At 64.0% G+C, this 26,004-nt stretch carries 30 protein-coding genes; 7 read left to right on the forward strand and 23 right to left on the reverse strand.

Annotation, left to right across the window (positions count from 1 at the left end; genetic code table 11):
- Positions 1 to 4 precede the first annotated feature (4 nt).
- The 4 genes from AC1MEM_RS09420 (at position 5) to flgL (ending at position 5,318) form a co-directional block, all read left to right on the forward strand.
- Complete coding sequence (locus AC1MEM_RS09420) at positions 5 to 1,108, forward strand: flagellar basal body P-ring protein FlgI (RefSeq protein WP_499476815.1); 1,104 nt, start codon at positions 5 to 7, stop codon at positions 1,106 to 1,108.
- A gap of 10 nt (positions 1,109 to 1,118) precedes the next feature.
- On the forward strand, positions 1,119 to 2,045 hold the full coding sequence (gene flgJ, locus AC1MEM_RS09425; RefSeq protein WP_499476816.1) for a flagellar assembly peptidoglycan hydrolase FlgJ: 927 nt from the start codon (positions 1,119 to 1,121) through the stop codon (positions 2,043 to 2,045).
- 69 nt (positions 2,046 to 2,114) lie between these two features.
- Positions 2,115 to 4,073: a flagellar hook-associated protein FlgK gene (gene flgK, locus AC1MEM_RS09430; protein ID WP_499476818.1), complete on the forward strand. Its 1,959-nt coding sequence runs from the start codon at positions 2,115 to 2,117 to the stop codon at positions 4,071 to 4,073.
- A gap of 24 nt (positions 4,074 to 4,097) precedes the next feature.
- Positions 4,098 to 5,318 (forward strand): flagellar hook-associated protein FlgL, encoded by a 1,221-nt coding sequence (flgL, locus tag AC1MEM_RS09435; protein WP_499476819.1) that lies wholly within the window; start codon positions 4,098 to 4,100, stop codon positions 5,316 to 5,318.
- Between the two features lie 136 nt (positions 5,319 to 5,454).
- Here the strand turns inward: flgL and AC1MEM_RS09440 are convergent, their stop codons facing one another.
- From AC1MEM_RS09440 to fliL, 8 genes are all read right to left on the reverse strand, one after another.
- Positions 5,455 to 7,839, reverse strand: coding sequence for a sensor domain-containing protein (locus tag AC1MEM_RS09440; RefSeq protein ID WP_499476821.1), 2,385 nt, complete (start codon positions 7,837 to 7,839; stop codon positions 5,455 to 5,457).
- A gap of 141 nt (positions 7,840 to 7,980) precedes the next feature.
- On the reverse strand, positions 7,981 to 8,829 hold the full coding sequence (gene fliR, locus AC1MEM_RS09445; protein WP_499476822.1) for a flagellar biosynthetic protein FliR: 849 nt from the start codon (positions 8,827 to 8,829) through the stop codon (positions 7,981 to 7,983).
- A gap of 29 nt (positions 8,830 to 8,858) precedes the next feature.
- Positions 8,859 to 9,128, reverse strand: a complete 270-nt coding sequence (gene fliQ / locus AC1MEM_RS09450) for a flagellar biosynthesis protein FliQ (RefSeq protein WP_499476823.1) — start codon at positions 9,126 to 9,128, stop codon at positions 8,859 to 8,861.
- A gap of 10 nt (positions 9,129 to 9,138) precedes the next feature.
- Complete coding sequence (gene fliP, locus AC1MEM_RS09455) at positions 9,139 to 9,882, reverse strand: flagellar type III secretion system pore protein FliP (protein ID WP_499477616.1); 744 nt, start codon at positions 9,880 to 9,882, stop codon at positions 9,139 to 9,141.
- A gap of 27 nt (positions 9,883 to 9,909) precedes the next feature.
- Complete coding sequence (gene fliO, locus AC1MEM_RS09460; protein WP_499476824.1) at positions 9,910 to 10,788, reverse strand: flagellar biosynthetic protein FliO; 879 nt, start codon at positions 10,786 to 10,788, stop codon at positions 9,910 to 9,912.
- Positions 10,785 to 11,204 (reverse strand): flagellar motor switch protein FliN, encoded by a 420-nt coding sequence (gene fliN, locus AC1MEM_RS09465; protein ID WP_499476826.1) that lies wholly within the window; start codon positions 11,202 to 11,204, stop codon positions 10,785 to 10,787. The genes fliO and fliN overlap by 4 nt, the downstream gene beginning before the upstream one ends.
- A gap of 15 nt (positions 11,205 to 11,219) precedes the next feature.
- Positions 11,220 to 12,200, reverse strand: a complete 981-nt coding sequence (fliM, locus tag AC1MEM_RS09470) for a flagellar motor switch protein FliM (protein WP_499476828.1) — start codon at positions 12,198 to 12,200, stop codon at positions 11,220 to 11,222.
- A 10-nt stretch (positions 12,201 to 12,210) separates the two neighbouring features.
- A complete protein-coding gene (fliL, locus tag AC1MEM_RS09475) occupies positions 12,211 to 12,720 on the reverse strand; it encodes a flagellar basal body-associated protein FliL (RefSeq protein ID WP_499477617.1) in 510 nt (169 codons plus the stop codon).
- Between fliL and AC1MEM_RS09480 the strand changes: the two genes are divergently transcribed.
- Positions 12,662 to 12,886 carry a hypothetical protein gene (locus AC1MEM_RS09480; RefSeq protein ID WP_499477768.1) on the forward strand — a complete coding sequence of 75 codons (225 nt, stop codon included), beginning with the start codon at positions 12,662 to 12,664 and terminating at the stop codon, positions 12,884 to 12,886. The genes fliL and AC1MEM_RS09480 overlap by 59 nt on opposite strands.
- A 94-nt stretch (positions 12,887 to 12,980) precedes the next feature.
- Here AC1MEM_RS09480 and AC1MEM_RS09485 read toward each other — a convergent pair whose 3' ends face one another.
- From AC1MEM_RS09485 to fliH, 4 genes are all read right to left on the reverse strand, one after another.
- Entirely contained in the window at positions 12,981 to 14,279 is a 1,299-nt protein-coding gene (locus AC1MEM_RS09485; protein WP_499476830.1) for a flagellar hook-length control protein FliK, read from the reverse strand.
- Positions 14,280 to 14,284: 5 nt separating this feature from the next.
- A complete protein-coding gene (gene fliJ / locus AC1MEM_RS09490; RefSeq protein WP_499476831.1) occupies positions 14,285 to 14,725 on the reverse strand; it encodes a flagellar export protein FliJ in 441 nt (146 codons plus the stop codon).
- Between the two features lie 51 nt (positions 14,726 to 14,776).
- Positions 14,777 to 16,093: a flagellar protein export ATPase FliI gene (gene fliI, locus AC1MEM_RS09495; protein WP_499477618.1), complete on the reverse strand. Its 1,317-nt coding sequence runs from the start codon at positions 16,091 to 16,093 to the stop codon at positions 14,777 to 14,779.
- An 83-nt stretch (positions 16,094 to 16,176) separates the two neighbouring features.
- Positions 16,177 to 16,875, reverse strand: a complete 699-nt coding sequence (gene fliH / locus AC1MEM_RS09500; protein WP_499476833.1) for a flagellar assembly protein FliH — start codon at positions 16,873 to 16,875, stop codon at positions 16,177 to 16,179.
- A 170-nt stretch (positions 16,876 to 17,045) separates the two neighbouring features.
- On the opposite strand from fliH, the gene fliE reads away from it, so the two are divergent.
- Positions 17,046 to 17,393, forward strand: a complete 348-nt coding sequence (gene fliE, locus AC1MEM_RS09505; RefSeq protein WP_499476835.1) for a flagellar hook-basal body complex protein FliE — start codon at positions 17,046 to 17,048, stop codon at positions 17,391 to 17,393.
- A 33-nt stretch (positions 17,394 to 17,426) separates the two neighbouring features.
- Here the strand turns inward: fliE and AC1MEM_RS09510 are convergent, their stop codons facing one another.
- From AC1MEM_RS09510 to fliF, 3 genes are all read right to left on the reverse strand, one after another.
- Positions 17,427 to 18,170, reverse strand: a complete 744-nt coding sequence (locus AC1MEM_RS09510; RefSeq protein ID WP_499476837.1) for a flagellar brake protein — start codon at positions 18,168 to 18,170, stop codon at positions 17,427 to 17,429.
- A gap of 133 nt (positions 18,171 to 18,303) precedes the next feature.
- Positions 18,304 to 19,308, reverse strand: a complete 1,005-nt coding sequence (gene fliG, locus AC1MEM_RS09515; protein ID WP_499476838.1) for a flagellar motor switch protein FliG — start codon at positions 19,306 to 19,308, stop codon at positions 18,304 to 18,306.
- Complete coding sequence (fliF, locus tag AC1MEM_RS09520; RefSeq protein ID WP_499476839.1) at positions 19,301 to 20,974, reverse strand: flagellar basal-body MS-ring/collar protein FliF; 1,674 nt, start codon at positions 20,972 to 20,974, stop codon at positions 19,301 to 19,303. The genes fliG and fliF overlap by 8 nt, the downstream gene beginning before the upstream one ends.
- A gap of 187 nt (positions 20,975 to 21,161) precedes the next feature.
- Between fliF and AC1MEM_RS09525 the strand changes: the two genes are divergently transcribed.
- Positions 21,162 to 22,052 carry a PilZ domain-containing protein gene (locus AC1MEM_RS09525; protein WP_499476840.1) on the forward strand — a complete coding sequence of 297 codons (891 nt, stop codon included), beginning with the start codon at positions 21,162 to 21,164 and terminating at the stop codon, positions 22,050 to 22,052.
- 47 nt (positions 22,053 to 22,099) lie between these two features.
- Here the strand turns inward: AC1MEM_RS09525 and AC1MEM_RS09530 are convergent, their stop codons facing one another.
- The 8 genes from AC1MEM_RS09530 to AC1MEM_RS09565 all read right to left on the reverse strand — a co-directional run bounded on the left by AC1MEM_RS09530 (position 22,100) and on the right by AC1MEM_RS09565 (position 26,001).
- Entirely contained in the window at positions 22,100 to 22,843 is a 744-nt protein-coding gene (locus tag AC1MEM_RS09530; RefSeq protein ID WP_499476841.1) for a flagellar brake protein, read from the reverse strand.
- Positions 22,836 to 23,207, reverse strand: a complete 372-nt coding sequence (locus AC1MEM_RS09535) for an EscU/YscU/HrcU family type III secretion system export apparatus switch protein (protein WP_499476843.1) — start codon at positions 23,205 to 23,207, stop codon at positions 22,836 to 22,838. Before AC1MEM_RS09535 ends, AC1MEM_RS09530 begins: the two co-directional genes overlap by 8 nt.
- Positions 23,204 to 24,247 carry a flagellar hook-length control protein FliK gene (fliK, locus tag AC1MEM_RS09540; RefSeq protein ID WP_499476845.1) on the reverse strand — a complete coding sequence of 348 codons (1,044 nt, stop codon included), beginning with the start codon at positions 24,245 to 24,247 and terminating at the stop codon, positions 23,204 to 23,206. Before fliK ends, AC1MEM_RS09535 begins: the two co-directional genes overlap by 4 nt.
- Positions 24,248 to 24,254: 7 nt before the next feature.
- Complete coding sequence (locus AC1MEM_RS09545; RefSeq protein WP_499476846.1) at positions 24,255 to 24,407, reverse strand: hypothetical protein; 153 nt, start codon at positions 24,405 to 24,407, stop codon at positions 24,255 to 24,257.
- Positions 24,404 to 24,676, reverse strand: a complete 273-nt coding sequence (locus AC1MEM_RS09550) for a flagellar protein FliS (protein ID WP_499476847.1) — start codon at positions 24,674 to 24,676, stop codon at positions 24,404 to 24,406. Before AC1MEM_RS09550 ends, AC1MEM_RS09545 begins: the two co-directional genes overlap by 4 nt.
- Positions 24,677 to 24,887: 211 nt before the next feature.
- Positions 24,888 to 25,085, reverse strand: coding sequence for a hypothetical protein (locus AC1MEM_RS09555; protein ID WP_499476848.1), 198 nt, complete (start codon positions 25,083 to 25,085; stop codon positions 24,888 to 24,890).
- Positions 25,086 to 25,505: 420 nt separating this feature from the next.
- On the reverse strand, positions 25,506 to 25,670 hold the full coding sequence (locus AC1MEM_RS09560; protein ID WP_499476849.1) for a hypothetical protein: 165 nt from the start codon (positions 25,668 to 25,670) through the stop codon (positions 25,506 to 25,508).
- Between the two features lie 22 nt (positions 25,671 to 25,692).
- A complete protein-coding gene (locus AC1MEM_RS09565; RefSeq protein ID WP_499476850.1) occupies positions 25,693 to 26,001 on the reverse strand; it encodes a flagellar protein FliT in 309 nt (102 codons plus the stop codon).
- Positions 26,002 to 26,004 lie beyond the last annotated feature (3 nt).

The raw sequence follows: 26,004 nt of genomic DNA on the forward strand, positions 1-26,004 counted from the left end.
GATCATGCGTTTCGCTTTCCCGCTGCTGGCGCTCTGCGCTGCCCTTGCCGCCGCCCCGGCCGCTCACGCCGAGCGCCTGAAAGACATGGCCAGCATCGCCGGCGTGCGCCAGAACCAGCTGTCGGGCTATGGCCTCGTGGTCGGCCTCGACGGTACCGGCGACCAGACCAGCCAGACCCCGTTCACGGTGCAGTCGATCATCGCCATGCTCCAGCAGAAGGGCGTCAATTTACCGCCGACCGGCCAGCTGCAGCTCAAAAACGTCGCCGCCGTGATGGTCACGACCTCGCTGCCGGCCTTCGCCCAGCCGGGCCAGACGATCGACATCACGGTCTCCTCGATCGGCAATGCGAAAAGCCTGCGCGGCGGCACGCTGCTCATGACGCCGCTGCATGGCGCCGACGGCCAGGTGTATGCCATGGCCCAGGGTAATGTGCTGGTGGGCGGCGTCGGCGCCTCTGCCGGCGGCGCGCAAGTGCAGGTCAACCACCTGTCGGTCGGCAAGATCTCGAGCGGCGCCACCGTCGAAAAGGCGGTCGCCTCGAACCTCGGCGAAAACAACCAGATCCGCCTCGAGCTGAACCAGACCGATTTCGCCACCGCGAGCCGCGTCGTCACCGCCTTGAACGACCAGTTCGGCACCGGTACCGCCACGGCATTGGACGGGCGCGTGATCCGCGTGCGCACCCCGGCCTCGTCGGATGCGCGCGTGAGTTTCATCGGCCTGATGGAAAACATCGACGTCAAGCCCGCGGCCGCGGCCGCGAAAGTGATCCTGAACGCACGCACCGGCTCGGTGGTGATGAACCAGGCCGTTACGCTCGACACTTGCGCCATTTCGCACGGCAACCTGTCGGTGACGATCGGCGCCGACACCCAGGTCAGCCAGCCGGCGCCGGGTTCGCGCGGGCGGACGGCCGTGATCACGACGCCGAGCGTGGAAATCAAGAAGGATCCGGGCAAGGTCGTGCTGGTCAAGGGCGGCGCCTCGCTGGCCGAAGTCGTGAAAGCGATGAATTCGATCGGCGCCACGCCGCAAGACTTGCTGGCTATCCTGCAGGCCTTGAAGGCTGCCGGTTCGCTGCGCGCAGAACTCGAAATCATTTAAGGCCGCTGTGATGACTCCTTCGAAAACCGACGTCTCCGGCAGCTTCGCGCTCGACACCCAGGGCCTTGGCAACCTGAAGCGTTCGGCCAAGGCCGGCGCGCCCGATGCGACGCGCGGTGCGGCCCAGCAGTTCGAGGCGCTGTTCATCAACCAGATGATGAAGAGCATGCGCGACGCCACGCCGCAGGACGGGCTGACGGACAGCCAGCAAACGAAGATGTTCACGTCGATGCTCGACCAGCAGCTGAGCCAGAACATGTCCAGGCGCGGCATGGGCCTGGCCGACGTGCTGGTGCGCCAGCTCTCGAGCCAGACCGACGCCAGGGCGCTGGCCATCGGCGGCGCCGAGGGCGCGGCTGCAACCAGGGCCGGGGCAAGCATGCTCGACATCCCGATGCTGCCGAACAAGGCGGGCGCGCTGAAAAGCATCGACGCCGCGGTCCAGACGAATGGCGTCAGCGCGAGCGGCCGCACCCAGGCGCCGCACGTGCGCGCCTTCCAGGAAAAGCTCGGCGCGCATGCGGCCGAAGCGGAAGCAGCCACCGGCGTGCCTGCCAAATTCATGCTTGGCCAGGCCGCGCTGGAGACGGGCTGGGGCAAGCGCATGATTCGCAATGCCGACGGCAGCAATGCTAACAACCTGTTCGGCATCAAGGCCGGCCCGGGCTGGAAGGGCAAGGTCGCGACCGCCGTGACGACCGAATACGTGAACGGCCACGCGCGCCAGCGGGTCGAAAAATTCCGTGCCTACGACACGCCTGCCGATTCGTTCAAGGATTACGCGCGCATGCTGGCGAACAATCCGCGCTACGACAAGGTACTCGGCCACGGCGGCGACGCCGCGACCTTTGCTCACGGACTGCAGCGCGCTGGCTATGCGACCGATCCGAACTACGGGAACAAGCTGACCAGGATCATCAAGGATTCATTGGCATGAACATACGGCGGGGCGTTCAAGTTTGGGCGCGGCCTGCCGTAGAAGAAAACAGCACATAGAGAAAACGACATGTCCGGAAATCTCCTTAGTATCGGCAAGAGTGGTTTGTACGCAGCCCAGGCTGCGCTCACGACTGCCGGCCACAACATCACTAACGCGAATGTTGATGGCTATAGTCGTCAGGGCGTCGTGCAGGCCACGTCGACGACGACGGAAACGGGCTATGGTTTTGTCGGCACGGGCACCAAGATTGCCGAGATCAAGCGCTACAGCGATGACTTCCTGAACAACCAGGTGCGCAGCGCCACCACGTCGAAGGCTTCGCTCGACACCTATTACGCCCAAGTCAGCCAGATCGACAATTTGCTGGCAGACACCACCTCGGGCTTGTCGCCGGCGATTCAAACGTTTTTCTCGGCGGTGCAGAACGTGAGCGGCAGCGGCGCCTCGACCCCTTCACGCCAGGCCTTGCTGTCGGCCGCCGAAACGCTTGCCGGCAGTTTCCAGCAGGTCGACGCGCGTCTCGAGGAAATCGATGCCGGCGTGAACAGCCAGATCGAGAGCAATGTCAAGCTGATCAACGCTTACGCCACGCAGATCGCCGATCTCAACGACCGGATCGGGGGCCTGGGTTCGGTCCGGAACCGTCAGCCCAACGACTTGCTCGACCAGCGCGACCAGCTTGTCATGGAGCTGAACAAGCATGTCAAGGCCTCGGTCACGGCCGGCAGCAATAACGCGCTGAACATCTCGATCGGCAATGGCCAGCCTTTGGTTGTGGGCAGCCAGCCCTTCCAGCTGGCGGCGATGCGCTCGCCGACCGACCTGTCGCGCATCAACGTCGGCTATCTCACCGGGGGCAAGGAGATCGCGCTGCCGGAAAGCGCGCTTACCGGCGGCGAACTGGGGGGGCTGCTGGAGTTTCGCGGCAATATGCTAGACCGGGTGCAGAACGGAATCGGTCGCCTGGCCCTGGGCCTGGCCACGACCTTCAACGAACAGCACAAGCTCGGTATCGATAGCAGCGGCGCGCAAGGCGGGGACTTCTTCACGGCGGCGCCGGTGTCGGTGTCGCCCGCAGTTGGCAATTCCGCCGGCAGCGCAGTGGTCAGCGCCGAGATCACCGATCTGGCCAAGCTCGGCGACAGCGATTTCCGCATTGAGTCGGATGGTGGCGATTTCTACCTGACCCGCTTGCGCGACAACTTCCGGGAACAGATCCCGACTTCGCCCGACGGCGTTACCAGTATCGAAAAGGATGGAGTCCGGTTCACCGTTGCCGGGAGCGCCGCATCCGGCGACAATTACCTGGTGCGGCCCACTGCCAACGCCGCCGCCCATTTCAAACTGGCGCTGTCGGACGTGAACGAGGTCGCCGCCGCGATGCCCATTGCCACTGCGGCGCTGACCACCAACAGGGGGAGCGCAAAGATCAGCAGCGGCAGCATCAGCCAGGATTTTTTCGCCGCCGGGCCAGCGCTGCCGGTCGAGCTGAACTATGACAAGGAGACCGGTACCCTGTCGGGCTTCCCGCCGGATGCAATGCTGACTGTTACGCCCGAGAACCCCGGCACGCCGTATACCGGCACCGGCGGCAGCGTGCCGTTCACGCCCGGCGCCACTTACAGCTTCGAGGGCGTGAGCGTGACCATCTCAGGCACGCCGGACGACGGCGACGCCTTCAGTATCGTGAACAACAAGAATGGCAACGTCGATACCCGTAACATGGCGGCAATGGCGGCTTTGCAGACCACAGGCTTGTTCGACAACGGTACCGCCACCTTCCAGTCCGCATTCGCCCAAACCGTCAGCGCGGTGGGTAACAAGACGCGGGAAGTACAGGTCGGCGCCAGCGCCGGCGAGGCCTTGCTCAAGGAAGTGCAGGGAACAGCACAAAACGTGTCTGGCGTGAACCTGGACGAGGAGGCGGCCAACCTGATGAAATACCAGCAGGCCTACCAGGCAGCCGGCAAGGTCATGCAGGTCGCGACCAGCATCTTCGACACCCTGCTGTCGATCGGACGTTGATCAGAATAAAGAGTGGAGTCCACCATGCGCATCAGCACCAGAACCATGTATGAAAACGCGACCAGTCAGTTCAACACGCTGCAGTCGCAGATGGCCAAGACCCAAAACCAGCTGGCTGCGAACAAGCGTATCCTGACCGCGGCCGACGACCCGATCGCAGCCGCCCGCGCGCTCGAGGTGACGCAATCGCAATCGCTCAATACCCAGTACGCCACCAACCGCGATAACGCGACGAGTTCGTTGGCAATGGTGGAACAGGCGCTCAGCGACGGCGGCAACCTGGTCATGGACGTGCAGTCGCTGCTGGTCCAGGCAGGCAATGGCTCGCTGGCGAAAAGCGACCGCGACAAGATCGCCACCGAAATCGAAGCGCGCATGCAGGATTTGCTGGGAGTGGCGAACAGCACCGATGGGAACGGCAGCTACCTGTTCTCCGGTTACAGCGGCAGCACGAAACCTTTCGTCCAGAGTGAAGGTGGTACGAGTTACGTGGGCGACCAGGGGCAGCGCATGCTGCAGGTGGGCGCCTCGCGCAATATGTCGATCAGCGAGCCGGGCAGCGCGATCTTCATCGCCGCCCGCACCGGGAATGGTAGTTACCAGACAGTCATGTCGGACGCGAATCAGGGGCAGGCAGTCGCCAGCATCGGTGCGGTGACCGATCCGGGCGCGCTCGACGGGCACGAGTACACGTTGTCTTTCAGTGTGGCACCGTCGGGCGCAGCGACCTATACCGTGACCGATAAGACCGCCGATCCGGCCGTCGAGGTGAGCACTGGCGAGACCTACGTCCCTGGCCAGCAGATCAGCGTTGGCGGTGTGTCGTTCGAGATCAAGGGTGCGCCGGCCGATGGCGACAGTCTCGAGATCTCGCCGAGCAGGAAGGAATCGGTGTTCGCGACCATGTCAAACCTGGTCGACGCACTGCGCAATTCGAGTGACGATCCGGCAGGCCGCGCTGCGCTGACGAACAAGCTGACCGCAGCAAGCGGCAATCTGAAGTCTTCGCTCGACAATATCCTGACAGTGCGCGCTTCCGTTGGCTCGCGCATGAAGGAGCTCGACTACCTCGAAAACACCGGCATGGACCTGGGCCTCCAGTACTCGGCGACGCTATCGAAGCTGCAGGACCTCGATGTGGCCAAGGCTATTTCCGAGTACAGCACGCAGCAGATGACGCTCGACGCTGCCCAGAAATCCTTCAAGATCCTGTCGGGGCTGTCGTTGTTTAATTACATGAGCTAAGACGCGCAGCCGGCACTGCTCGGATTGAGGGCGTCCGATCCACAGGCTTCGTCGTCGACCTCGCCCAGGTTGATGACACTGGCGTTGGCGGATGGCGCGTGGGCGGCGGGTTAACCGCAGGCTGAAATTCTGCGGATTAATCCTGTAGCCGATCGTCCTTGCAGAGCATTTCTTGCAATTTTTCCTGCGGCAGCGCCGGGCTGAAATAATAGCCCTGCATCTGGTCGCAATCGTGCTCGCGCAGGAAGGTCAGCTGTTCCAGCGTTTCGACGCCTTCGGCGATCACCTTCAGCTTCAGGTTGTGCCCCAGCGCGATGATCGCGCGCGTGATCACGGCATGGCCGTCGTGGGTCACTTCGCCGAGGAAAGAGCGGTCGATCTTGATGAAGTCGACCGGGAATTTCTGCAGGTGGGACAGGCTCGAGTAGCCGGTGCCGAAGTCGTCGATCGACAGGCGCACGCCCAGCGCTTTCAGTTCGGCCAGCGCCTCCGTTGCTTCGTCGGGCCGGTCCATCAGCTGGCTTTCGGTCACTTCCAGCTCGAGGTTGCGCGGCTCGACGCCGTGGCGCTTGAGCGTGCGCGCGAGCCCTGCCGCGAACTGGCGCTGGCGCAGCTGGCGTGCCGACAGGTTCACGGAGATGACGAAGTCGTGGATACCGAGCTTATCGAGCGCTTTCAGCGCGCCGCAGGCCTCGTTCAGGACCCATTCGCCCAGCGGCACGATGAGACCGGTTTCCTCGGCCACCGGGATGAATTTGTCCGGCGGCACCATGCCGTTTTCCGGATGGTTCCAGCGCACCAGCGCTTCCGCGCCGACGACTTTACCCGTCCGCAGGTCCACCTTCGGCTGGTAGCCCAGCACCATTTCCTGGTTGCCGATGGCCCGCGACAGGCTCGCTTCCAGCATCAGGTGCTGGTGCACGACCTGGTTCAGTTCGTTCGAATAGAACTGGCAGTTGTTCTTGCCCAGCGCCTTGGCGTGGTACATCGCCGCGTCGGCCGCGCGCATCACGCGGTCGACCGTGTCGCCATCGTGCGGGAAGCGGCTCACGCCGATGCTGGTGCCGGGCAGGATGTCGCGCCCGGCGACATTGATCGGGACGTTGACGCGCTGGCGGACGCGTTCGATGAGGTCGGCCAGCTGTTCGTGGCCGGGCTGGTTATTAATGACCAGCACGAATTCGTCGCCGCCGACGCGTGCCACCGTGTCGTTGTCGCGCACGCTCTCCTTGAGGCGGTTCGCGATTTCGCGCAGCACGGCGTCGCCGGCATCGTGGCCGAAGTTGTCGTTGATGTGCTTGAAATTGTCGAGGTCGAGAAAGGCCAGCGCCCCCAGCACCTTGTTGCGCACGGCGAAGTCGATCGAGAATTTCAGCTCGTCCTGCAGCAGGGTGCGGTTCGCCAGGCCCGTCAGCGGGTCGTGGTGGGCCAGGTGGTGCAGGCGGCGTTCGTAATGGCGGGCCTCGGTGATGTCGCTGATCACCGCGACGAAATGGGTGACTTCGCTATCGGCATTGCTCACCGGATCGATGCGCAGGTCGATCCAGAAGACGTCGCCATTCTTGCGCGCATTGCGCAGGATGACCTGCACGCTTTCCTTGTTCTTCAGGGCCTGATCGATGCGCCTGTGTTCGTGCAGGTCGCAGCCTTCAACGCGCATGAAGCGCGGATCGCGGCCCTTGATTTCGGCGAGCGTATAGCCGGTCATCTGTTCGAAGGCGGGATTGACGTACTCGATCACGTTCCTGCCACCCTCGCAGCAGGTGATGATGATGGCGTTGACGCTCGAATAAATGGCGCGGTCGCGCACACGCAACCCGTGCTCGGTCTGCTTGCGCGCGCTGATGTCGAGGCCGGTGCCGAAGATCACGGGCAGCTCGCCCAGGCTGGTGCGGGCGCAATGAAACAGCAGGCTGGTGCGCTTGCCGTGCCTGCCGACCAGCTCGGCCTCATGCGAAGAGTGGCCGTGCTCGAAGGCGTCGAGGATCTTCTTGACGATGTGCGCGCGATCCTTTTCGTCGAAGAACAGGCTGACGTTACTGGTAGGCAGTTCTTCGCTCGACATTTCGAGCGCGTCTTCGAGCAGGCGGTTCCACAGCAGCAGGTGGCCGCTCTGGTCGATCACGTAAAAGACGCAGGGCAGGCCTTCGATGATGTCGCCGACCGGCAAGTCCTGGATCAACGCATAGCGCGCCAGGATCGGTCCGGCGCGCGGGATCACGATCACGCTGAAGGTGCCGGGCTGCTCCGGGTCGAGCGACTGCGGCGCGACCGTTACCCGCACCGGCAGGCGGCGCCCGTCGGCGCAGCGCAGGAACCCGGTGGAATCGATCTCGGTGCGGCCGGCGATGGTGGGCACCGGTCCGGACACGGCGTCGAACTCGACGATTTCGTCGAGCGTCTGCCGGCGGATGTCGGCCGCGGTATAGCCGGCCAGCTTTTCGCAGGCCTTGTTCCAGCTGGCGATGACGCCGTCGGCATCGACGACGAAGACGGCGAGTGGTAACGGTGAAAGATTCAACGCGTTCTCCGGCACTGGCATGCACCGGCTCGGGCCGGTTAATCACGCAACATGCATGGTTCATGATAGTCCAGTGTGCGTTCGTGGGCGAGCAATATTCACTCGGGGATCCGGAACGGGAAAACGTGCTTTTTGCCGAACTCAGGGGGCGGCAGGCGCTGCCGGAACGCCCGGCGCCCCTTGCGGCGCCAGCGCAGGGGGAACCCGTTGCGCGGCGGCGCGCGGTATCCGGCGCCCGGCTTCGATGCCCTCGTTGAACAAATTCTGGATCGGCGTGTTCAGATAGGGCAGGACCACGCTCAGGGTCAGCATGCCGACCCCGAGCGTGATCGGAAAGGCGATGCTGAAGATGTTCAACTGGGGCGCGGCGCGCGTCAGGATGCCGAGCGCGACGTTCGTGATGAGCAGGGTGGCAATGATCGGCAGCGAAATCTGCAGGCCGGCCGAGAAGATGCGGCTGCCGAGGCGCGCCAGTTCCAATGGTGCCGCCAATGACAAGGGCGAGGCCGAGATCGGCAGGCTGACGAAACTTTCCGACAGCGCCGCCAGCAGCACCAGGTGCGCGTTCACGGCAAGAAAAGCCATGGTCGCGACCATCGACAGGAACTGGCTGATCGCCGCCGAGCGGCCTTGCGTGGTGGGATCGAAAAAGGAGGCGAAGCCGAAGCCCATCGTCGAGCTGGCCAGTTCGCCCGCGTATTCGACGGCGGCAAACACGAGGCGCATCGAAAAGCCCATCGCGGCGCCGACCAGCATTTCCTGCACCAGGATCAAGAGGCCCGCATACGACATCGGGTCGACCGCGGGCACGGCAGGGATGGTGGGGGCGATGATCAGGGCCAGCAGCACGCCGAGGATGAGCTTGACCTGGTTCGGCACGCTGGCGTGGCCGAACAGCGGGGCCGAGGCGATCAGGCCGAGGATGCGCGTGAGCGGCCACAGCAGGCCCGCGATCCAGGCGTTGATCTCGAGCGAGGTCAGGGTCAGCATCGAACGGTGAATGGTAACTTCGGCCGGCTTCAGCCGACCATGTTCGGGATGCCGGTGAACACTTGCCGCATGTAGTCGAGCATCACGGACAGCATCCAGGGGCCGGCAATGATGAGGGCCACGAAGACGCCGACCAGTTTCGGGATGAAGGAGAGGGTCGCTTCATTGATCTGGGTGGCGGCCTGGAAAATACTCACGATCAAGCCAATGATCAGGGCGACCAGCAGCAGCGGCGCCGACACCATCAGCGTGATTTCCATGGCCGTGCGGCCCATCGTCATAACGGTTTCCGGGGTCATCGCGCTCTCCCTAATTGAAACTCTGGGACAGCGAGCCCAGCAGCAGTTGCCAGCCGTCGACCAGCACGAACAGCATCATCTTGAACGGCAGCGAAATCACGGCCGGCGACATCATCATCATGCCCATCGACATCAGCACCGAGGCCACCACCATGTCGATGATCAGGAAGGGTATGAAGATCGCGAAGCCGATCTGGAAGGCGGTCTTCAGTTCGCTGGTGACGAAGGCGGGGATCAGCACGCGCAGCGGAATGTCTTCCGGACCCTGCAGGGCGGGTGTGCGCGAGATCTTGACGAACATGGCGAGGTCCGACTGGCGCGTCTGCTTGACCATGAAGTCCTTCAGGGGCTGGGCGCCGCGGCTCATCGCTTCCGTCATCTGGATCTGGTTTTCCTGCAGGGGCAGGTAGGCTTGGGTATAGATCTTGTCGAAGGTCGGACCCATGACGAACAGAGTCAAAAACAGCGCGAGGCCGACCATCACCTGGTTCGGCGGCGCGGTCTGGGTGCCGATCGCCTGGCGCAGCAGCGAGAGCACGATGATGATGCGGGTAAAGCTGGTCATCATCAGCAGGGCGGCCGGCAGGAAGGTAAACGCCGTCATCAGCAGCAGCGTCTGCACCGGCAGGGTGTAGGTGGTGCCGCCGCCCGGACCCGGGGCGGTCGTGAAGGCCGGTACGCCGGGCGCCGCCAGCACGGCCAGCGGCAGCAGCGCCAGGCCTGCCGCCAGCAGGAATTTCTTCGTGTTTCGCATTGCCCGCATTACCTCTTGCCTTTTACTTTATTTCGCATTGCGCTTGTCGATCGTCTGTTTCAGCCAGTCGGAAAAATTCGATGCCGACGGCGTGTGGGCGGCGAGCGCGGCGCTGGCCGTCGCGTCGCCCTTCGGCATCGTCGCCAGCGCATTCACGCGGCCCGGCGAGGCGCCGACGACGATCCACTGGTCGCCCACTTCGACGACCATGATCCGTTCGCGTCCGCCGATATTCAGCGCGCCGACCATGCGCAGGTTGGCCGAGTTGCCGGCCACGCGCGGGCCATAGCGCTTGGCGGCCCAGGCGAGGCCGGCGAGCAGGGCCAGCACCAGCACGAGGGCCAGGATGGTCTGGAGCAGGGAGCCGGTCGAGGGGCCGGGGGCTTGCGGGATGGTGACCGGGTTGCTCGGAATCGCGCCTGGGGCGCCGGGCATGGTGGCCACGCCGGGTGTCGGCGTCGGCGTGGTGGCGGCGACGGTCGGTACTTCGCCGACCGTGGTGGCGCGTTCCTGGACCGGGGTGTTGGCAGTGGCCGCCGGCGATGCGGCCGGCGTCGCTGTTTGCGTACTCGGGGCGGGGGCCGGGGCTGGCGCCGCCGTGCCGCTGTCCTGTCGCCCCTGCGCCATGCTGCTGCCGTCCTGCTGGCGCGCGGCCGTGGCGGACGGCGCCGGTGCTGCCGGCTGGGCCGCTGCGGGCGCGGCCTGGGAAGTGCTACTGGTCGATGCCGGCTGGGCCGCGCAGGGGGCCAGCGGCAGCAGGAGTATCGGTGCGAAAAGCGCCGATGCGAGCAGCGCGCCGGCGGCGCTCTTGCGCAGGCTTGCGGTCAGCCGGACAGGGTCGTTGCCCCTGGCGGCTGCCTCGTACAAGGTTGCGGGAGGGCAGGCGGGTGCGCGCGTCGACATCATTTATTCAATTTTCTGATCCGTTCCGAAGGCGTGATGATATCAGTCAGGCGGATACCGAACTTGTCGTTGACGACCACCACCTCGCCCTGGGCGATCAGGCAGCCGTTCACCAGCACGTCCATCGGCTCGCCGGCCAGGCCGTCGAGCTCGACGACCGAGCCCTGCGCCAGCTGCAGCAGGTTCTTGATCGCGATTTTCGTGCGGCCCAGTTCCACGGTCAATTGCACCGGGATGTCGAGGATGAAGTCGATGTCGTTCGGGGTGTCCGGACGCACGTTCTTGGTGCCGAAATCCTGGAACACGGCGGCGCTGGCGGTTTGCTGCTTTTGCAGCGCGGCGGCTTCGGCGGCGGCTTGCTCGGCAATCGCGGCGCCCCAGTCGTCGTCCATAATTTGGTCGTCTTGGGTATCGGACATGGTGTTTCTCCTGAATTACTTGAAGCTGTCGCTATTGGCCAGCAATTTCTCGACCTTCAGCGCGTACTGGCCGTTGAAGACGCCGTATGAACATTCCATCACCGGCACACCGTCCACCGTCGCCTGGATTGCTTCCGGGACCGTGATTGGAATCACGTCGCCGATTTTCATGTTGAGGATTTCGTCGAAGTTCGCCCGCCCGTGGCCGAGCTCGGCTACCAGCTCGACTTCGGCCACCTGGATCTGCTGCGTCATCAGGCGGATCCAGCGTTTATCCACTTCGAGCGCCTCGCCCTGGATGCTCGAGGTGAGCGCATCGCGGATCGGCTCGATCATCGAATACGGCATGCAGAAGTGGATCTGGCCCGACACCGGACCGAGCTCGATCGTGAACGTGGACGATACCACGACTTCGTTGGGCGTCGCGATGTTGGCGAATTGCGTGTTCATCTCGGAACGGATGTACTCGAACTCGATCGGGTAGACCGGTTCCCACGACTTGCCATAAGCTTCGAACACGATGTCGAGGATGCGCAGGATGATGCGCTGCTCGGTCTGGGTGAAGTCGCGGCCCTCGACGCGGGTATGGAATCGTCCGTCGCCGCCGAACAGGTTATCCACCAGCAGGAACACCAGGCCCGGATCTAACACCATCAGCGCAGTGCCGCGCAGCGGCTTCATGTGGATCAGGTTCAGGTTGGTCGGGACCACCAGGTTGCGGATGAATTCACTGTACTTCGAGACCCGTACCGAACCAACCGAGACCTCGGCGCTGCGGCGCAGGAAATTGAACAGGCCGATGCGCAGCAAGCGCGCAAAGCGCTCGTTGATGATCTCGAGCGTCGGCATACGGCCGCGCACGATCCGCTCCTGGGTCGCCAGGTTGTAGGTGCGTACGCCCGAGGTGTCTTCAGGCGCGGAAATCTCGTCCTTGTCGCCATTGACCCCCTTGAGGAGTGCATCGACTTCTTCCTGTGAGAGAAAATTATCCGCCATATTGTTTTTGTTACTGAATGATAAACGCGGTGAACAACACGTCTGATATGTCCTGGTCGTCGCCGCCCTCGTCGAACGGCGCCTGGACGACGGCCTTGATCTCGGCCGCGAGCTGCTGCTTGCCGGCCACCGTGTTGATTTCCGAGGCCTTCTTGCCCGACAGCAGGAGCAGCACGCGGCTGCGCACCTTGGCCATGTTGTCCTTGATGAGCGCGACCTGCTCCGGGCCGTCGACCTGCAGCGTAAATTGTATCTGCAGATATTGGTCGCCGTTCTCGGGCTGCAGGTTCACCGTGAAGGGTTCGACGGGCACGTATTCGGCTTTTACATGCTCCTTGTCCTTCTTTTTCTTCTTCGCCGGCGCGTCTTCGGCGTGGGCCGCCCCGGCATCACCGCTGCCGTGCAGGAAGAACCAGCCGGCGCTGCCGCCGAGCACGAGCACGCCCGCGATCGCCATGATCATGAGCTTTTTCTTCGATCCTGCCGCCGGTGCCGCCTCTGCCTTCGGGTCAGCCTTCATTTTCGGATTCGCTTTCAAGTTGCCTCGGGTGCCTGATGTGGGGTTGCGTGATTATGTCATTATCGAGAAAAAGTGCGCAGCGGCAAGCTTTGAAAAGAGGGGGGAAGGTACATCACATCAAGGTTTCTTCCATCTTGTACCCTGGGCTCGTAGCCTGGGCTCTTGAGCCCAGAGTGCTGCGTTTGACCATATCGCGGCTCCACAGGTCCCCACAAAAAACGGCCGCACAATGGTGGCCGTAAACGAAACCTGTTGCCGCGTTACGCGAACGTATCCACCGCTCCCGCGCCGCCAATCACGCGCGTACGCTGGCGCGGCGCAACCTCGGCCACGCCGCTGTCGCCACCGCCGCCATGACCGCCCCGTCCATTGCCCGAGCCGCCCGAACCCTGACCATCCTGCCCCTGGCGCCCCTCGGCGCCGGCGTTGACGAACGCATCCCCCAGGGCGATCCCGCTCTCGCTCATCATTTCACGCAGGCGCGGCAAGGCATTTTCCAGGGCCTGGCGCACTTCCAGCTGCTGCGAGGAGAAGGTCACGCTGGCGAGGTCGTTCGACACGTTCAGCACCACCTGCACGGGACCGAGGTCCGGCGGGTTCAGCTCGAGCGTGGCGCTCTGGTCGTCGCCGCCCACCATCCAGATCACTTTCTGGCCCACCTGGTCGTCCCAGGCCGAGGTGCCGACGCGCGCGCTGAGGCGATCCGTCGGCGCGCTGGCGATCGTCTGCGCGTTCTGCAGGGCAGTCGCCTGGGCGCTCAAGCTGTTCACGGCATCCATGCCCGGGGCGGCTTCCTGCATGCTGGCCTGCGCCGCGCTGTCGCGCAGTTTGGCGGCGAAGTCGGCGCCTTCCAGCGGCAGCTTGCCCGCCTCGCCGGCCTTGGTCAGGTCCAGGGCACGCAGGTCGATGCCTGGCTCGGCCTTGCCCTGCGGCGCACCGGTCGCCGCAGCGAGGGCGGCGTCGCCCTCAAGCTTGACAAGCAGCTTGTGGTCGTCGCCCAGCCTGGCTTTCACGCCGGACAACAGTGCGTCCGCCTGGGCGGGAACCGGCGCCGGGGCGGCCGCAGCCTGCTGAGCCTGGTTGAAACTGGCGACCAGGGCCAGCATGTCGACCACGGAATCGGCGGCCTTGGCGTCAGCCGAGGTGGCAGCATCATCCGTGCTTTCCCCCGCGGCAGTCATCTTGTCGCCAGCGCCGTCGCTTTTGGCGGCGTCGCTTTTAGCCGTGGTGGCAGGGTGCTCGGTTTCCCTCGCCGCCTGCTTGACCATCTCGCGCGACGCCGGCTTCGCTTCGTTCGCGGCCGGCCTGGCGCCAGCCTGCGGGTGCGGGGCGGCGACTTGCTGCTGCGGCGTTGGCGCCTGCGGCTGCGCCAATGCCTGGCGCTGCTCGTGCTGGCGCTGTTCGACCTGGCGCTGGTTGATTTGCCGGAGGTTGAGCTGTTGCGTCAGCGCCGCGCCGAAATTGACGCCGTCGTTCAAGGGCAGGGCGTTCGCGCGCGGGTTCTGCGCCGGAGCGGGGGCGTTCAGCTGGATCGGGAGGGAAGTCGTTTGCATCGTCATAAGAGTTACCGGTTGGTGCGGACGGTACGCGCCGCGTGGTCGTCCATCATTTTCTGGTCGCGCTTGTTTTCGATCTTGAGCGCTTCGGCGGCCGCGCGGTCGTTCAGGGTGCGGTAGGACAGGCGCTTGCGTTCGCTTTCCTGCCAGGTCGCCTTCTCCAGCTCGCTCTTGTATTTCGCGTGCTTTAACACTTCTTGCTGGCCATTGATCGCATTGTCGAGCTTGCCGACAAAGGCGACGAAATTGGCGTAGGCGAAAGGCGTGATGCCGTTCATCTGCGCCTGGTCGAGACGGTCCGCATAGTCCTGGCGGTAGCCCAGCAGCATTTGCAGCTTTTGTTCCGCTTCCTCGACCGATTTCAGGGCGACGCCGAGCCGCTTGGCGGCGTCGTCGGAATCGCGCTGGGCCAGCTCGATCAGGGTGTCAAGTGCAGAGGGGTTCGCCATAATTAATCAAGCTTGAATGCGCAAAGTATACCTGCGGCAACTTTGTACCGATCAGCTGAACAGAGAGGTCAATTGCCCCAAGCTCTGGCCCATATTCGTGTTCTCGTGGATTTCCTGGCACAGGAATTCCTCGATCTGCGTGTTCAGGGCGATCGCCTGGTCCAGCACCGGGTCGCTGCCGGGGGCGTAGGCGCCGACGCTGATCAAATCGCGCGAGCGCTGGTAGCGCGAATACAATTGCTTGAGCTTCCTCGCCGCCAACTGGTGTTCGTGCGAAGTGATGCCGTGCATCGCGCGGCTGATCGATTGCTCGATGTCGATGGCCGGATAGTGGCCGGCTTCGGCCAGGTGGCGGTTCAGGACGATGTGGCCGTCCAGGATACCGCGCGCGGCATCCGCAATAGGGTCTTGTTGATCATCGCCTTCGGACAGCACGGTATAAAAGGCGGTGATCGAGCCGCCGCCTTCCAGCCCGTTGCCGGCGCGCTCGACCAGCACCGGCAGTTTCGCGAACACCGAAGGCGGATAGCCTTTCGTCGCCGGCGGCTCGCCGATGGCCAGCGCAATTTCTCGCTGTGCCATCGCATAACGGGTCAACGAATCCATGATCAACAGCACGTTCTTGCCCTGGTCGCGGAAATGCTCGGCGATGGCCGTGGCATAGGCCGCGCCCTGCAGACGCATCAGGGGAGGGCTGTCGGCCGGGGCCGCGACCACGGCCGAGCGTGCCATGCCTTCCTCGCCGAGGATCTGCTCGATGAATTCTTTTACTTCGCGGCCGCGCTCGCCGATCAGGCCGACGACGATCACGTCCGCCGTCGTGTAGCGCGCGATCATGCCCAGCAACACCGATTTACCGACACCGGTACCGGCAAACAGGCCCAGGCGCTGGCCGCGGCCGACGGTCAGCATCGAATTGATCGCACGCACGCCGACGTCCAGGGTTTCCTTGATCGGCGCGCGGTCCAGCGGATTGACGGGGCGGGCGTTGATCGGCGCGACTTCATCGGTGCCGAGCGGACCCTTGCCGTCGAGCGGACGGCCGGCGCCGTCGACCACGCGGCCCAGCAACTTCCAGCCGACCGGCAAATGGCGCGCGCGGTCGCTCGGACGGCGCCGTGGATGGGTCACCGTGCCGGGACGCGGCACCGGGGTTTCGACCGGATACACGCGCGAACCGGGCACCACGCCTTCGACATCCGATTGCGGCATCAGGAACAGGCGCTCGCCCTCGAAGCCGACGACCTCGGCTTCGATCTTCGCGCCGTTCGGCAGCGGGATGGTGCAGGCGCTGCCGACGGCCAGGCGCAGGCCGACGCATTCCATCACCAGGCCCGCCACGCGCGTGACGCGGCCCGAGACCTGCATCGGTTCGACAAAGCCGAGCAGCGAATCGCAGTCGGCCAGGTAGGATTTCCAGCGCGCCGTGTGGCGGTCAAACGTAGCGCTTTTCAAGTGAGCCACTCAACGTTCTTGCCCAGGGCGTGCGCCAGGCGCGTCCAGCGGGTGCTGGCCTGAGCGTCGATCTGGTTGCTCGCAGTATCGACCTTGCAGCCGCCGCGGCCGACCTGCGGATCGGCCACGACGCGCCAGCCGCCTTTGTTCAGCTCGTCGGACAGGGCAGTGCGCACGATCTCGATATCTTCGGGATTCAGCGTCAGGATGGCCGGCTGCTGCAGCACCGGCAGATAGTCGATCGCTTCGCGCACGATCGGGATGATGAGTTCCGGGCGCACCGTCAAGGTGGTGCGCACCATCGAACGGGCGAGGTGCAGGGCGAGATCGAGCACGTCGGCTGCGATCGTCTCGTCGGCCGTGGCGACAGCGCCGCTGAAGGTCACGGCGAGGGCGCGCAATTGCTCGCGTTCGGCCTGCGCCACGGAATCGGCATCTGCCGCGCCGGCGCGCTGACCTTCGGCGTAACCTGCCTCGCGGCCGGCAGCATATCCTTCGGCCCGCGCCGCCTCACGCAAGCTTTCCAGTTCCTCAACCGTGGGCAGCATCAACTGAGGCGCCGCTTGCGATGGCAGTGGCGGTGCCGCCTGTGGCGCGCTGCGTGCAGCACGAGTACTCGGCCGCTCGTCGCCGAAGGACGCCATTTCCCAACGCTGGTAGGCAGTTTGCATTTCTTTTGGCATGGTGGACGACATTGGACGAAGAGTTTCGGAAGAACTGGCGAGACCGGATTATGACGCCCAAAGGAAACATTCAAAGCGCGAAATAGAACCATATTTCAGCGCTTCCCGACTGATGGGCCACGGAATGTCGGTGCTATGCTCAGGGCTTGAATGCTTCAATTGCCATGAAGGAAAGAAACCACATGAACGTAGGCGGAATTGACAGCGGCCGTATCCTGGCGATGATGGAGCAATTGAAAACGGCGGCAACCCGTCCGGCCGCGCCAACTCTCGCGCCGGCCGGTCCTGCCGCGGCGCCTTCGACCAGGGTCGATTTTTCGGATGCCCTGAAGACCTCGCTCGAGCAGGTCAGCAACAGCCAGAAGCATGCTGAAGAGCTGGGACAGCGTTTTGCCATGGGCGACGATTCGGTCAGCCTGTCGGACACCATGATCGCGATGCAGAAGTCGAACATCAGTTTCCAGGCTAGTGTGCAGGTGCGTAACAAACTGGTGTCGGCGTACCATGAAATCATGAACATGCAGGTGTAAGCCGGTATGCTGGTCAGCCACCTTGCGTCAATGTCAGCTCAGCCCTGCCAGGCGTGCATTGCGCTCGCGCTCGAGTCGCGTGATGTAGCGCTGGACCTGGGACATGTCGGCGCGCGACAGATCGACAAAGGCGCAGCCCAGGCGGCGGCTGGTCTTGTTGTTCAGCAGCGCCAGGTCGAGCGAATAACGCACCTCCAGCGCCGTCGTCACTGTGCCTAGTCCGGGCAGGGCTATTTGGCAATTCCGGAACACTTTTCCAATTGTATTGTCGAGCTGGCGCCGAGTGTCGAGCAAGGCGACGCCGCCGCAGCCGATATCGTGCAGCGGCAACAAGGCGCGGGCCCCATCGTCCGGCAGCGCGATGGTCGCCAGCACCGGATTCATGACCGGCGTGGCCATCCGGTAGAATTCGCGCCGCTGCAGGCGCACCAGGGTTGGTGGAATGGCTGCGCTGAGCGCACCACCGCCCTGGAACAGAATGGGGCGCAGCTCGGTGGCCGTGAACGCGATCCGGATATTGTCGAGTGAGGTTTCGCACATCACCTGGCCGGCGGCCAGCAGGCGCGCGTTCTGCTCGTCGGTGACCGCATGATCTAGAATGATCGTATCGCTTTCCGGATGGACCCGCAGGATGGTAGTGACGCACACATCGGCGGCGCCCCGTACCAGCAAGCGGATCAGTTGATTCTTTTCACCGATTTGCCGTAGCAGCGCGACGATCTCGCCGCGCGCGCGGATTTCGTAACTCCCCTGTTCAGCGTTCGTAATCGCTTGCATCTGTCTCAGCTGCTCTTTCTTCTAATTCGATAGTGCCGCCGGGTAGGCCGACGCAGGGCCTGAATGTTGTATGCACTCAATATGGTATAACCACGGCGTTGGTTTGGCAATCGACGCCCGTTGTGGCTACGGATTACACGAACGAATCGTCGCCGGCGCCGCCGAGTACGAGCTGGCCCTCGTCCGCCAGCCGACGCACGATCTGCAGGATCTGCTTTTGCTGCGCCTCGACCTCGGACAGGCGCACCGGCCCCTTCGATTCCAGGTCTTCGCGCATCATTTCGCCGGCACGCTGGCTCATGTTCTTGAAGATCTTCTCGCGCAGGTCCTGGGAGGCACCCTTGAGCGCAATGATCAGCATCTCGGACTGAACCTCGCGTAGCAGCAACTGGATGCCGCGGTCGTCGATGTCGATAATATTGTCGAAAACGAACATCTCGTCCATGATCTTCTGTGCCATGTCGTTGTCATAGTTCTTGATGTTGTCCATCACCGCCGACTCCTGGTCGCCGCTCATGAAGTTCAGGATCTCGGCCGCCGTGCGCACGCCACCTAGCGACGATTTCTTGATGTTCTCGTTACCGGACAGCAGCTTGGTCAACACGTCGTTCAGTTCGCGCAGCGCAGCAGGCTGCACGCCGTCGAGCGTAGCGATGCGCAGCACGACGTCATTGCGCAGCCGGTCCGTGAAATTGCCCAGGATTTCGCAGGCCTGGTCGCGTTCGAGGTGGACCAGAATCGTGGCGACGATCTGCGGATGCTCGTTGCGGATCAGTTCGGCCACTGAGGCGGCGTCCATCCACTTCAGACTTTCGATCCCTGAGGCATCCTTGCCGCCGAGAATTCGGTTCAGCAACACAGCCGCCTTGTCGTCGCCTAGCGCCTTGGTCAACACTTGGCGGATGTACTCATCCGAGTCGAGCCCGACCGTCGAATGCAGGTCGGTCTCGGCGCGGAAGGCTTCCAGCACCGACACCACCTCCTCTTGTTGCACCGATTTCATTTGCGCCATTGCGGCACCCAGCTTGAGCACCTCGCGGGGCCCGAGATATTTCATCACCTCGGCCGCCTCGTGCTCGCCCAGCGCCAGCATCAGGATCGCTGCGCGCTGGACGCCATCTTTTTCTTTATCAGTCATTGGTACCTAACCATGTTTTCACGACGTTGGCGACGATGCGCGGGTCGTCCCGTGCCATCTCCTGGGCCAGTTGCAGATCGGCGCGGTAACCCCGCGCCTCGGCGTTGGCGTGGGGCTGTTGGGAATCCTGCTCCTGCTGTTCCGCCGCGGCTAGCTGTACCTCTTCTTCGGTGAGCTCCGGTGGCAGGGCGGTGGCCTCGTCGAACTTCTTCATTGCCGGACGCAGCAGGGGTCGCAGGATACGGAAGTACAAGAATGCAATGATAATCGCAATCAACAGGTATTTACCCACATCCCTGGCCAGTTCCAGATTGCCCGGATCGCGCCACCATTCGGCGCGCGGGTCGACATCGACCGGCCGGTCGACGCCATCAAAAGGCGCGTTGGCGACGTTGAGCGTGTCGCCGCGGGTTGGCGAATAGCCCATTGCCTGTTTCACCAGCTCGTTGATCTGCGCTACCTCGGCGGCGGCCAGCGGGCGTACCGTCACCTTGCCGGTTGCCGCATCGACCGTGCGCCGGTAGTTCACCACGACGCCGACCGTCAGGCGCCGAATGCCCCCCATCGGGCGCTGTTCATACCGAATTGTCTTGTCGACTTCATAATTGGTGGTCGCGTCGCGTCGTGCCGGCCCCGGGGAGGCAGCTTGGGGCGTGGCGGGCGGCTGCCCTTCGAGCGGCGCGCTGGCCTCGCCCGGCGGCTGGTTCGACAGGGCGCCCGGCACGCCGGAAGCGGCGCCGCCAGGGGCGTTCGCTTCCGAACTCTGCTGGCTGCGAATGGCCTGCGGTTCCGGCGCGGAGTTCGGCTTATACGATTCGGCAGCGGTATCGACTTGGGAAAAATCGACGTCGGCGGTCGCTTCGGCGCGCACGTTGCCGGCGCCGACCAGCGGCGTGATGATCGATTCGACCTGTTTGACGATGTTCTGCTGCACCTGCTCGACATACTTGAGCTGGCTGGCGTCGAGTTGCTTGCTGCCGGCCGACTTGTTTGGCGGTTCCGACAATAAATTGCCGTTCTGGTCGACCACGGTGACGTTGGCCGTCGTCAGTTCGGGCACACTCGAAGCGATCAGGTGGGAGATGGCGCTGACCTGCCCCGGATCGAGGGTGCGCCCTGGCTGCAGGTTCAGCAGTACCGACGCGGTCGGCTTCTGCTGGTCGCGCACGAACACCGACGGTTTCGGCAAGGCCAGATGAACGCGCGCCGCCGCCACCGAGCCGAGCGCCTGGATCGAATTGGCCAGCTCCCCCTCGAGCGAGCGCTGATAGTTGACCTGTTCGTGGAATTGCGACACGCCCAGTTTCTGGTTCTCCATCAGCTCGAAGCCGACATTGCCGCCTTTCGGCAAGCCCTGGGCTGCGAGCTTGAGGCGGATGTCGTGCACGCGTTCGGCAGGTACCAGGATGGCGGAGCCGCCTTCAGCAAATTTGTACTGGACCCCCATTTGCTCCAGCGAGGCGGTAATCGCTCCGCCGTCGCGGTCTGTAAAGTTGGAGAACAAGACGCGGTATTCGGGCGCTTGGCTCCACAGCCAGAGGGCGGCGACGAGCGCCAGCGCAGCGGCGGCCACGCCGCCGAGCATGACGTTGCGTCCCAGCGCAGTCCTGAAAAAGGGCTGGCGCGCGGCAGTGGTGTCGTCAATAAGCTCTTGTGCTGCAGGCATGATGGATGGGGTTCGGAGGAGGATGTTGGCGCCATTATGAGGTGTGCCGGAAATATTCAAAGGGGGGAAAAGAACCGCCTTTCCCTTTCATCTCGCGCAGGTGTGTTGTCCCATTGCCGCAGGTATTAATTTGTGTCAACATTCACGGTCGAACGCGATTTGCCCGGTCGAATCATCAAGAGGAAACATGAGCAAGCAACAGTATGTGACTGTGTCGGAAAACGACTTGCTGGTGGGCGAGCCGCTGCCTTGGCCGCTGTACTTGCGCTCCGGCGACTTGCTTGCGCCGGCCGGCTATGTGGTATCGGATCAGGCTACGCTGAACCGGCTGCTGCTGTCGCGCCCGGTGCGCAGCAGCTCGGCCGGCGACAGGGCGGGTGACATGCTGGAGCTGGGCGACGACCTCGACGAGCGCATGCCAGGGCCCACCAGCGATCCTTTGCAATCGCTCAAGCACAACGCCGAAGGCATGGTGTTGACCTTCAAGCTGCCGGGCGATTATGAACCGCGCTCGGCGCAGGTCGATTTCTACGGCCGCGTTCCCTTGCAGTCGATTATCGTGTCGGCGCCGGCCGTGCGCGCTGCCAATGGCCAGAGCTGGCAGCACTTCGACGGCCTGCCAATGACTGCCCAGGTCATCTTCGGACGCACTCTGTGCGCCTTCAAGACTTCCCTGATGCGGTTTGCCGCCTTGCCGAGCGGTCACCTGTTCCTGCGCTATCCGACCGAGGCGGTCAGCAAACCGTTCCGCCAGGCGCTGCGGATAGAAGTCAAGGTGCCGGCCTCGATCACGCTGGTCGACGGTAGCGTGCCTGGCATTATCACCAACTTGTCCGGTGGCGGCTGCGCGATCGCGACCGGCTTTGTGCTGGGTAATGTGGGAACCCAGCTCAGTCTCGCATTCCGGGTCAAGATCGGGGGCAAGGCCCATCTGCTGCAACTGGCAGGCACGATCCAGAGCATCAAGGGGAAGTTATCCCAGCAGATGCGCTACGGAATCGCCTTCAATGCCGGCATCGACGACGCCAGCGAACTGGCACTCAAATCTTTCGTGTACGAGCACCTGGCTGAGCGTTAGGCCAAAAAACGACATTGACACTCGTAAGCGGGGCCAGACCCGTAGGGTCAGGCCAGTCCCGCCCGGCGCGCATTGCGCGCGCTTTCAAGGCGCAGGATATAGCGCTGCACGCTGGCCAGTGCGGCGCGCGACATGCCGGTGAACTGGCATCCGAGGCGGCGCGTACCCTTGTGCAGGCGCGGCGTATCCAGGCAGTTGCGTACCTGTAGCGAGGTGCTCACCATGCCAATCTCCGGCAATTCGATTGCGCAGGCTTCGTAGACTTGCCCGATCCGGGCGCCCAGCTGGAGCGCATCGTCGAGCAGGGAAATACCGCCGCAGCTGATGTCGTACAGGGAAAAGGCCAGGCTGGCGCCGCTGTCCGTGGCCGCCGGAATGATCGCGCGCAAAGGTTTGCTGGGCGGCGCCGGCATCCGGTAGAACTCGCGCCGTTGCAGCCGGAACAGCGTATGCGGCAGGTCGGCCGACAAGGCCGGCATGCCGTCGCTGCGGGTCTCGCGCAGGCCATCGACGGCGAACACGATGCGAATGTTGTCGAGCGTGGTGTCGCAGATCACTTGGGGCGCCGCCAGCAGGTCCGGGATCGCGGCAGGATCTTGCGGGCCTTGCAGCAGCATCGTCGCGGTCCCGATGTCGAGCAGGCGCAGCGCCGACGGCGGCACTTCCGGGGCAGCCCTGTCGAGCAGCCGCAGCGGCTGCTCTTCGGCGCCGATCCGCCGCAGCAGGGCCAGGATTTCGGTACGCGATTCGACCGCGAAGTCTTGCCAGTGTTCCAGTTCTACGTCAGTCATTGCTTGCATCGGTACTTGGCGCGGCCTTGGGTTCGAGACGGGGTGTCAGGTCGGGCGGGGACAGGGAATGGCGCCCGGTTCCTTGCCCAGATTCAATATGATAAAGCCAAGCAAGCAGTTCGGCAATTGCGCGATACAGGGCAGGCGGAATCTGGCCGTCGAGGTCGATATCCATCAGCAGCGAGACCAGTTCCTTCGATTCGTGGACGAACACCCCGGCGTCTTGCGCACGCTCAATGATCTGTTCGGCCAGCAGGCCGCGCCCCTTGGCCACCACGGTCGGCGCCTTTGAACCGGCTGCATAGGCGAGGGCAACTGCGCGCTGCTGGCGCTGCGGAGCGCCGTCGCACGTCTTGTCGGTCACGGCGTTCCCGTGGCGTGGATGCGCAGTGCGGCCAGTGCGCTGCCGGCCGCGGCCAGCGCTTCTTCCAGGTGAGGGGCGCCTTCACGCAGCGTGGCCAGCACGGCGGGCGCCGCCTGCAGGTCGATCTGCAGATGCTTGCCGCGCAGGGTGAGGCGCGCTTCCACTTCGCCGAGCGCGGCGAAACGCAGGCGCAGGCCGCTTTGCCAGGCCGGCTCGGCTTCGAGAGAGCCGCGCGCCTCCTGGTCCTGTTCGCGCGTCACCTTCCATTCGAAGGCCTGGCCAGGCGCCAGTTGGCCCTGCCACAAGATCTGGCCCTGCTCCTGGCTGGCCAGCTGCATGTTGATCATGCGGGCGAGGGGCGGGTCGGTGGGTTGGGCGCCCGGCGCGCTGTGTGCTTGTGGTTCGAGCATGAGTTCAGCCAGCGCGCGCTTGCCTTCGGCCCATTCGGCGACATGCGATTCGTAGAACAGACCGCTTTTTTCGATCGCCTGCTGCAACTTGCCGGCGAGCTGGACGGGGTCTGGCGTACCGTGCGCCAGCAGCGGGGCGGCGCCACTGACGGCGGCGGACGCGCCATTCCCGGTGGCGCCGTGCAGTACTTGCGCCAGCAGGTGCGCGGTCGGACTCAGGTCGGCCGACTGGTGCTGGCCGCTATCGTCGACCAGGGGAGCGCGGGCAGCGGCCATGGCCCCCGCGAGCGACGCTGCAGCGGTGCCAAGCGGCGCGAAGCTGCCGTGCAAGGTGGCACCACCCAATTGCAAGGTCGGCTGGGGCGAGGCCGCCAGCACTGTCATGGACAGTACGGTGCCGGTTTGAGTGCCGGGCGGCAGTTGCATGCGCACCGACGTGTCCGCTACGCGCACGAGGAAGCTGCCGTCGCCGAGGCGCGCGAGCACGGCGACCGGCACTTTGCTGCCGAGCATGGTTGCGAGCGAGCGTTGAAAGGCCTCGAGACGCGGATCGCCCGTGCGTTCAGGCGCCAGCACCGGCTGCGCCGGGAGCGGGGCGCTGACGCCCGGGCTGGGGATGCGCTCGACCATCGGAAAATCAGACGCTGCCGTAGGCGTCGACGTGTAACGAGCAGTGCTGCTCAAGCTCGGTCAGTTGATTCCGGTCGCCGGCATCTGCGACGGCAAGCATGCCGGTAAGGTCGGCAATGGCGACGTATTCGGACAACACTTCCTCGCCGCACCTCATCATTCGCTCGCCACGCCTGGGTGGCGGGACGACAACGCGCCCGGCACGACGGGCTTGTCGCTGATCTGGTTCGACGCGTCGCGCATGTCGGACATGGCGGCGCCTTTCTCTGCGATATGGCCGGCCGCCATGTGCTTCATCGCGCTCTTGACGGCAACCAGGGCGCCGTCGCAGAGCATCACGATCAATTTGTGGGGGGACCCGGAAATCACCGAGGTTTCCAGTCCTACTGTGGCATAGGCGTTGACGCCGCGTTGCATCGATCCAAACATCAGTGCCCTCAGTTATGTCAGTGGTGCGCGCAGCGCCAAGGCCTTGCGCAAGTTCGTGCTGGAGCTTGCCGGGGTAGCGCCAAGGCCGCCCTGCCATTCTTCAACGAATAGTCTACTGGTTTAACGGCAGCTTTTAACGGGACTTGAGGTCTGGAAACACCCGCCTTTTTGCGGTTTTATCGGGCAGACAGGAACGGCGCGGCTGGGAGGATCAATCCGCGCGCATTTGCTTGCGGCGTTCGTGGTGGCGGCGGTGCAGCGGCGATTGCAGGGCGCGCGCCAGGATGGCGCGCGGCACATTACAGATGTCGAGGTATTCGAGGGCGAAATCGACCCCGCGGATATCAACCAGGTAAAGCGCATATTCGGCGGTCAGGGCGGTTTGCTCGTCGGTTCTTCGCTGCATCATCAACTTCTCCCACGCCTGCCCGCTGCCGGTATGGAACGGGCGGCACGAGCGGCGTTGGCACAATGATATGCGTATCCTGGGGCGCGCACGCGTGAAAATGTTAGCAATTGTTTCGGCTGTAGGAAAGAGGCCCTATTTACTTGGGCCAGGCTGATGGACAGTGCGCAGCGAACGCTACTTTGCGTGTGCTTTCTGTGTGCCGATCAAGCAGGCGGCGTCCTCGGGGGCGTACGGGTGTGTACACCGGAAGCGCTGGCCATGATCGCGACCGGCCTCGCGCAGCGCCGCCGCAGCCTCGGCCTCGGTTTCCACTCCCTCGGCAAGCACAGCCAGGCTCAGGCGGAGAGCGCAGCTAGCTGAAGCTGGAGTAACCGGTGCCGAAAGTCGCCGGTGCTCAGCGTTACGCCGGGCGACTCAAGTTTATGCATGACGACCATACTGCGCCCGAAGGGCGGCCATCGACACGCGTTCGGCCAGTTCGAGTTCCAGCAGATCCGGACGCAGCGCGGCCGCGGCCAGCTGTTCGCCGACGTTGGCGCCGTTCACGCCTTTAACCCGGTTCCAGGGGGGCTGACGGGCTACCATTGAGCCGGGCTGGGGGGACGCCTCATGCCGCTCCGTAGGCGCTGGCCAAGCGATTCTGGGTTCGGGTGTTGCCCATCAAGGCCGACAATTGCGCCATCCAGGGTGTGGTCAGCTCGCGGATCTGGCGGTCATTGGCGAGGATCGCGCGAATCAGTGCGATCTTTCTGACTCGACTCAAGCCGCTGGCGGCAAGTGCGGCGTCCTGACCCTGGAGTACGCGCACCTGGGCGGCGCAACGCTCTTCGAGCCGGGCGAGATGATCCCAGTCGCCTGCACTGGCTGCGGCCAGCATCTGCGCGCTCAACGACGCCATCGATTCGTAGGTGTGCATGAC

It is taken from the genome of Telluria sp. AIW5, assembly GCF_056680575.1.

Coding starts and splice junctions, on each gene's coding strand:
- AC1MEM_RS09565 (WP_499476850.1), bottom strand. CDS start 26,001: ATGCACACCTACGAATCGATGGCGTCGTTGAGCGCGCAGATGCTGGCC.
- AC1MEM_RS09545 (WP_499476846.1), bottom strand. CDS start 24,407: ATGATGAGGTGCGGCGAGGAAGTGTTGTCCGAATACGTCGCCATTGCC.
- fliG (WP_499476838.1), bottom strand. CDS start 19,308: ATGACTGATAAAGAAAAAGATGGCGTCCAGCGCGCAGCGATCCTGATG.
- fliQ (WP_499476823.1), bottom strand. CDS start 9,128: ATGACCCCGGAAACCGTTATGACGATGGGCCGCACGGCCATGGAAATC.
- flgL (WP_499476819.1), top strand. CDS start 4,098: ATGCGCATCAGCACCAGAACCATGTATGAAAACGCGACCAGTCAGTTC.
- fliJ (WP_499476831.1), bottom strand. CDS start 14,725: ATGGCGAACCCCTCTGCACTTGACACCCTGATCGAGCTGGCCCAGCGC.
- fliF (WP_499476839.1), bottom strand. CDS start 20,974: ATGCCTGCAGCACAAGAGCTTATTGACGACACCACTGCCGCGCGCCAG.
- fliI (WP_499477618.1), bottom strand. CDS start 16,093: ATGCAGGTCTCGGGCCGCGTCACGCGCGTGGCGGGCCTGGTGATGGAA.
- AC1MEM_RS09510 (WP_499476837.1), bottom strand. CDS start 18,170: ATGCAAGCGATTACGAACGCTGAACAGGGGAGTTACGAAATCCGCGCG.
- fliO (WP_499476824.1), bottom strand. CDS start 10,788: ATGATGTCGACGCGCGCACCCGCCTGCCCTCCCGCAACCTTGTACGAG.
- flgK (WP_499476818.1), top strand. CDS start 2,115: ATGTCCGGAAATCTCCTTAGTATCGGCAAGAGTGGTTTGTACGCAGCC.
- fliK (WP_499476845.1), bottom strand. CDS start 24,247: ATGGTCGAGCGCATCCCCAGCCCGGGCGTCAGCGCCCCGCTCCCGGCG.
- AC1MEM_RS09550 (WP_499476847.1), bottom strand. CDS start 24,676: ATGTTTGGATCGATGCAACGCGGCGTCAACGCCTATGCCACAGTAGGA.
- AC1MEM_RS09560 (WP_499476849.1), bottom strand. CDS start 25,670: ATGGTAGCCCGTCAGCCCCCCTGGAACCGGGTTAAAGGCGTGAACGGC.
- fliR (WP_499476822.1), bottom strand. CDS start 8,829: ATGCTGACCCTGACCTCGCTCGAGATCAACGCCTGGATCGCGGGCCTG.
- AC1MEM_RS09555 (WP_499476848.1), bottom strand. CDS start 25,085: ATGATGCAGCGAAGAACCGACGAGCAAACCGCCCTGACCGCCGAATAT.
- fliH (WP_499476833.1), bottom strand. CDS start 16,875: ATGTCGTCCACCATGCCAAAAGAAATGCAAACTGCCTACCAGCGTTGG.
- AC1MEM_RS09420 (WP_499476815.1), top strand. CDS start 5: ATGCGTTTCGCTTTCCCGCTGCTGGCGCTCTGCGCTGCCCTTGCCGCC.
- flgJ (WP_499476816.1), top strand. CDS start 1,119: ATGACTCCTTCGAAAACCGACGTCTCCGGCAGCTTCGCGCTCGACACC.
- AC1MEM_RS09480 (WP_499477768.1), top strand. CDS start 12,662: ATGAGCTTTTTCTTCGATCCTGCCGCCGGTGCCGCCTCTGCCTTCGGG.
- fliM (WP_499476828.1), bottom strand. CDS start 12,200: ATGGCGGATAATTTTCTCTCACAGGAAGAAGTCGATGCACTCCTCAAG.
- fliN (WP_499476826.1), bottom strand. CDS start 11,204: ATGTCCGATACCCAAGACGACCAAATTATGGACGACGACTGGGGCGCC.
- fliP (WP_499477616.1), bottom strand. CDS start 9,882: ATGCGAAACACGAAGAAATTCCTGCTGGCGGCAGGCCTGGCGCTGCTG.
- fliE (WP_499476835.1), top strand. CDS start 17,046: ATGAACGTAGGCGGAATTGACAGCGGCCGTATCCTGGCGATGATGGAG.
- AC1MEM_RS09530 (WP_499476841.1), bottom strand. CDS start 22,843: ATGACTGACGTAGAACTGGAACACTGGCAAGACTTCGCGGTCGAATCG.
- AC1MEM_RS09485 (WP_499476830.1), bottom strand. CDS start 14,279: ATGACGATGCAAACGACTTCCCTCCCGATCCAGCTGAACGCCCCCGCT.
- AC1MEM_RS09525 (WP_499476840.1), top strand. CDS start 21,162: ATGAGCAAGCAACAGTATGTGACTGTGTCGGAAAACGACTTGCTGGTG.
- fliL (WP_499477617.1), bottom strand. CDS start 12,720: ATGAAGGCTGACCCGAAGGCAGAGGCGGCACCGGCGGCAGGATCGAAG.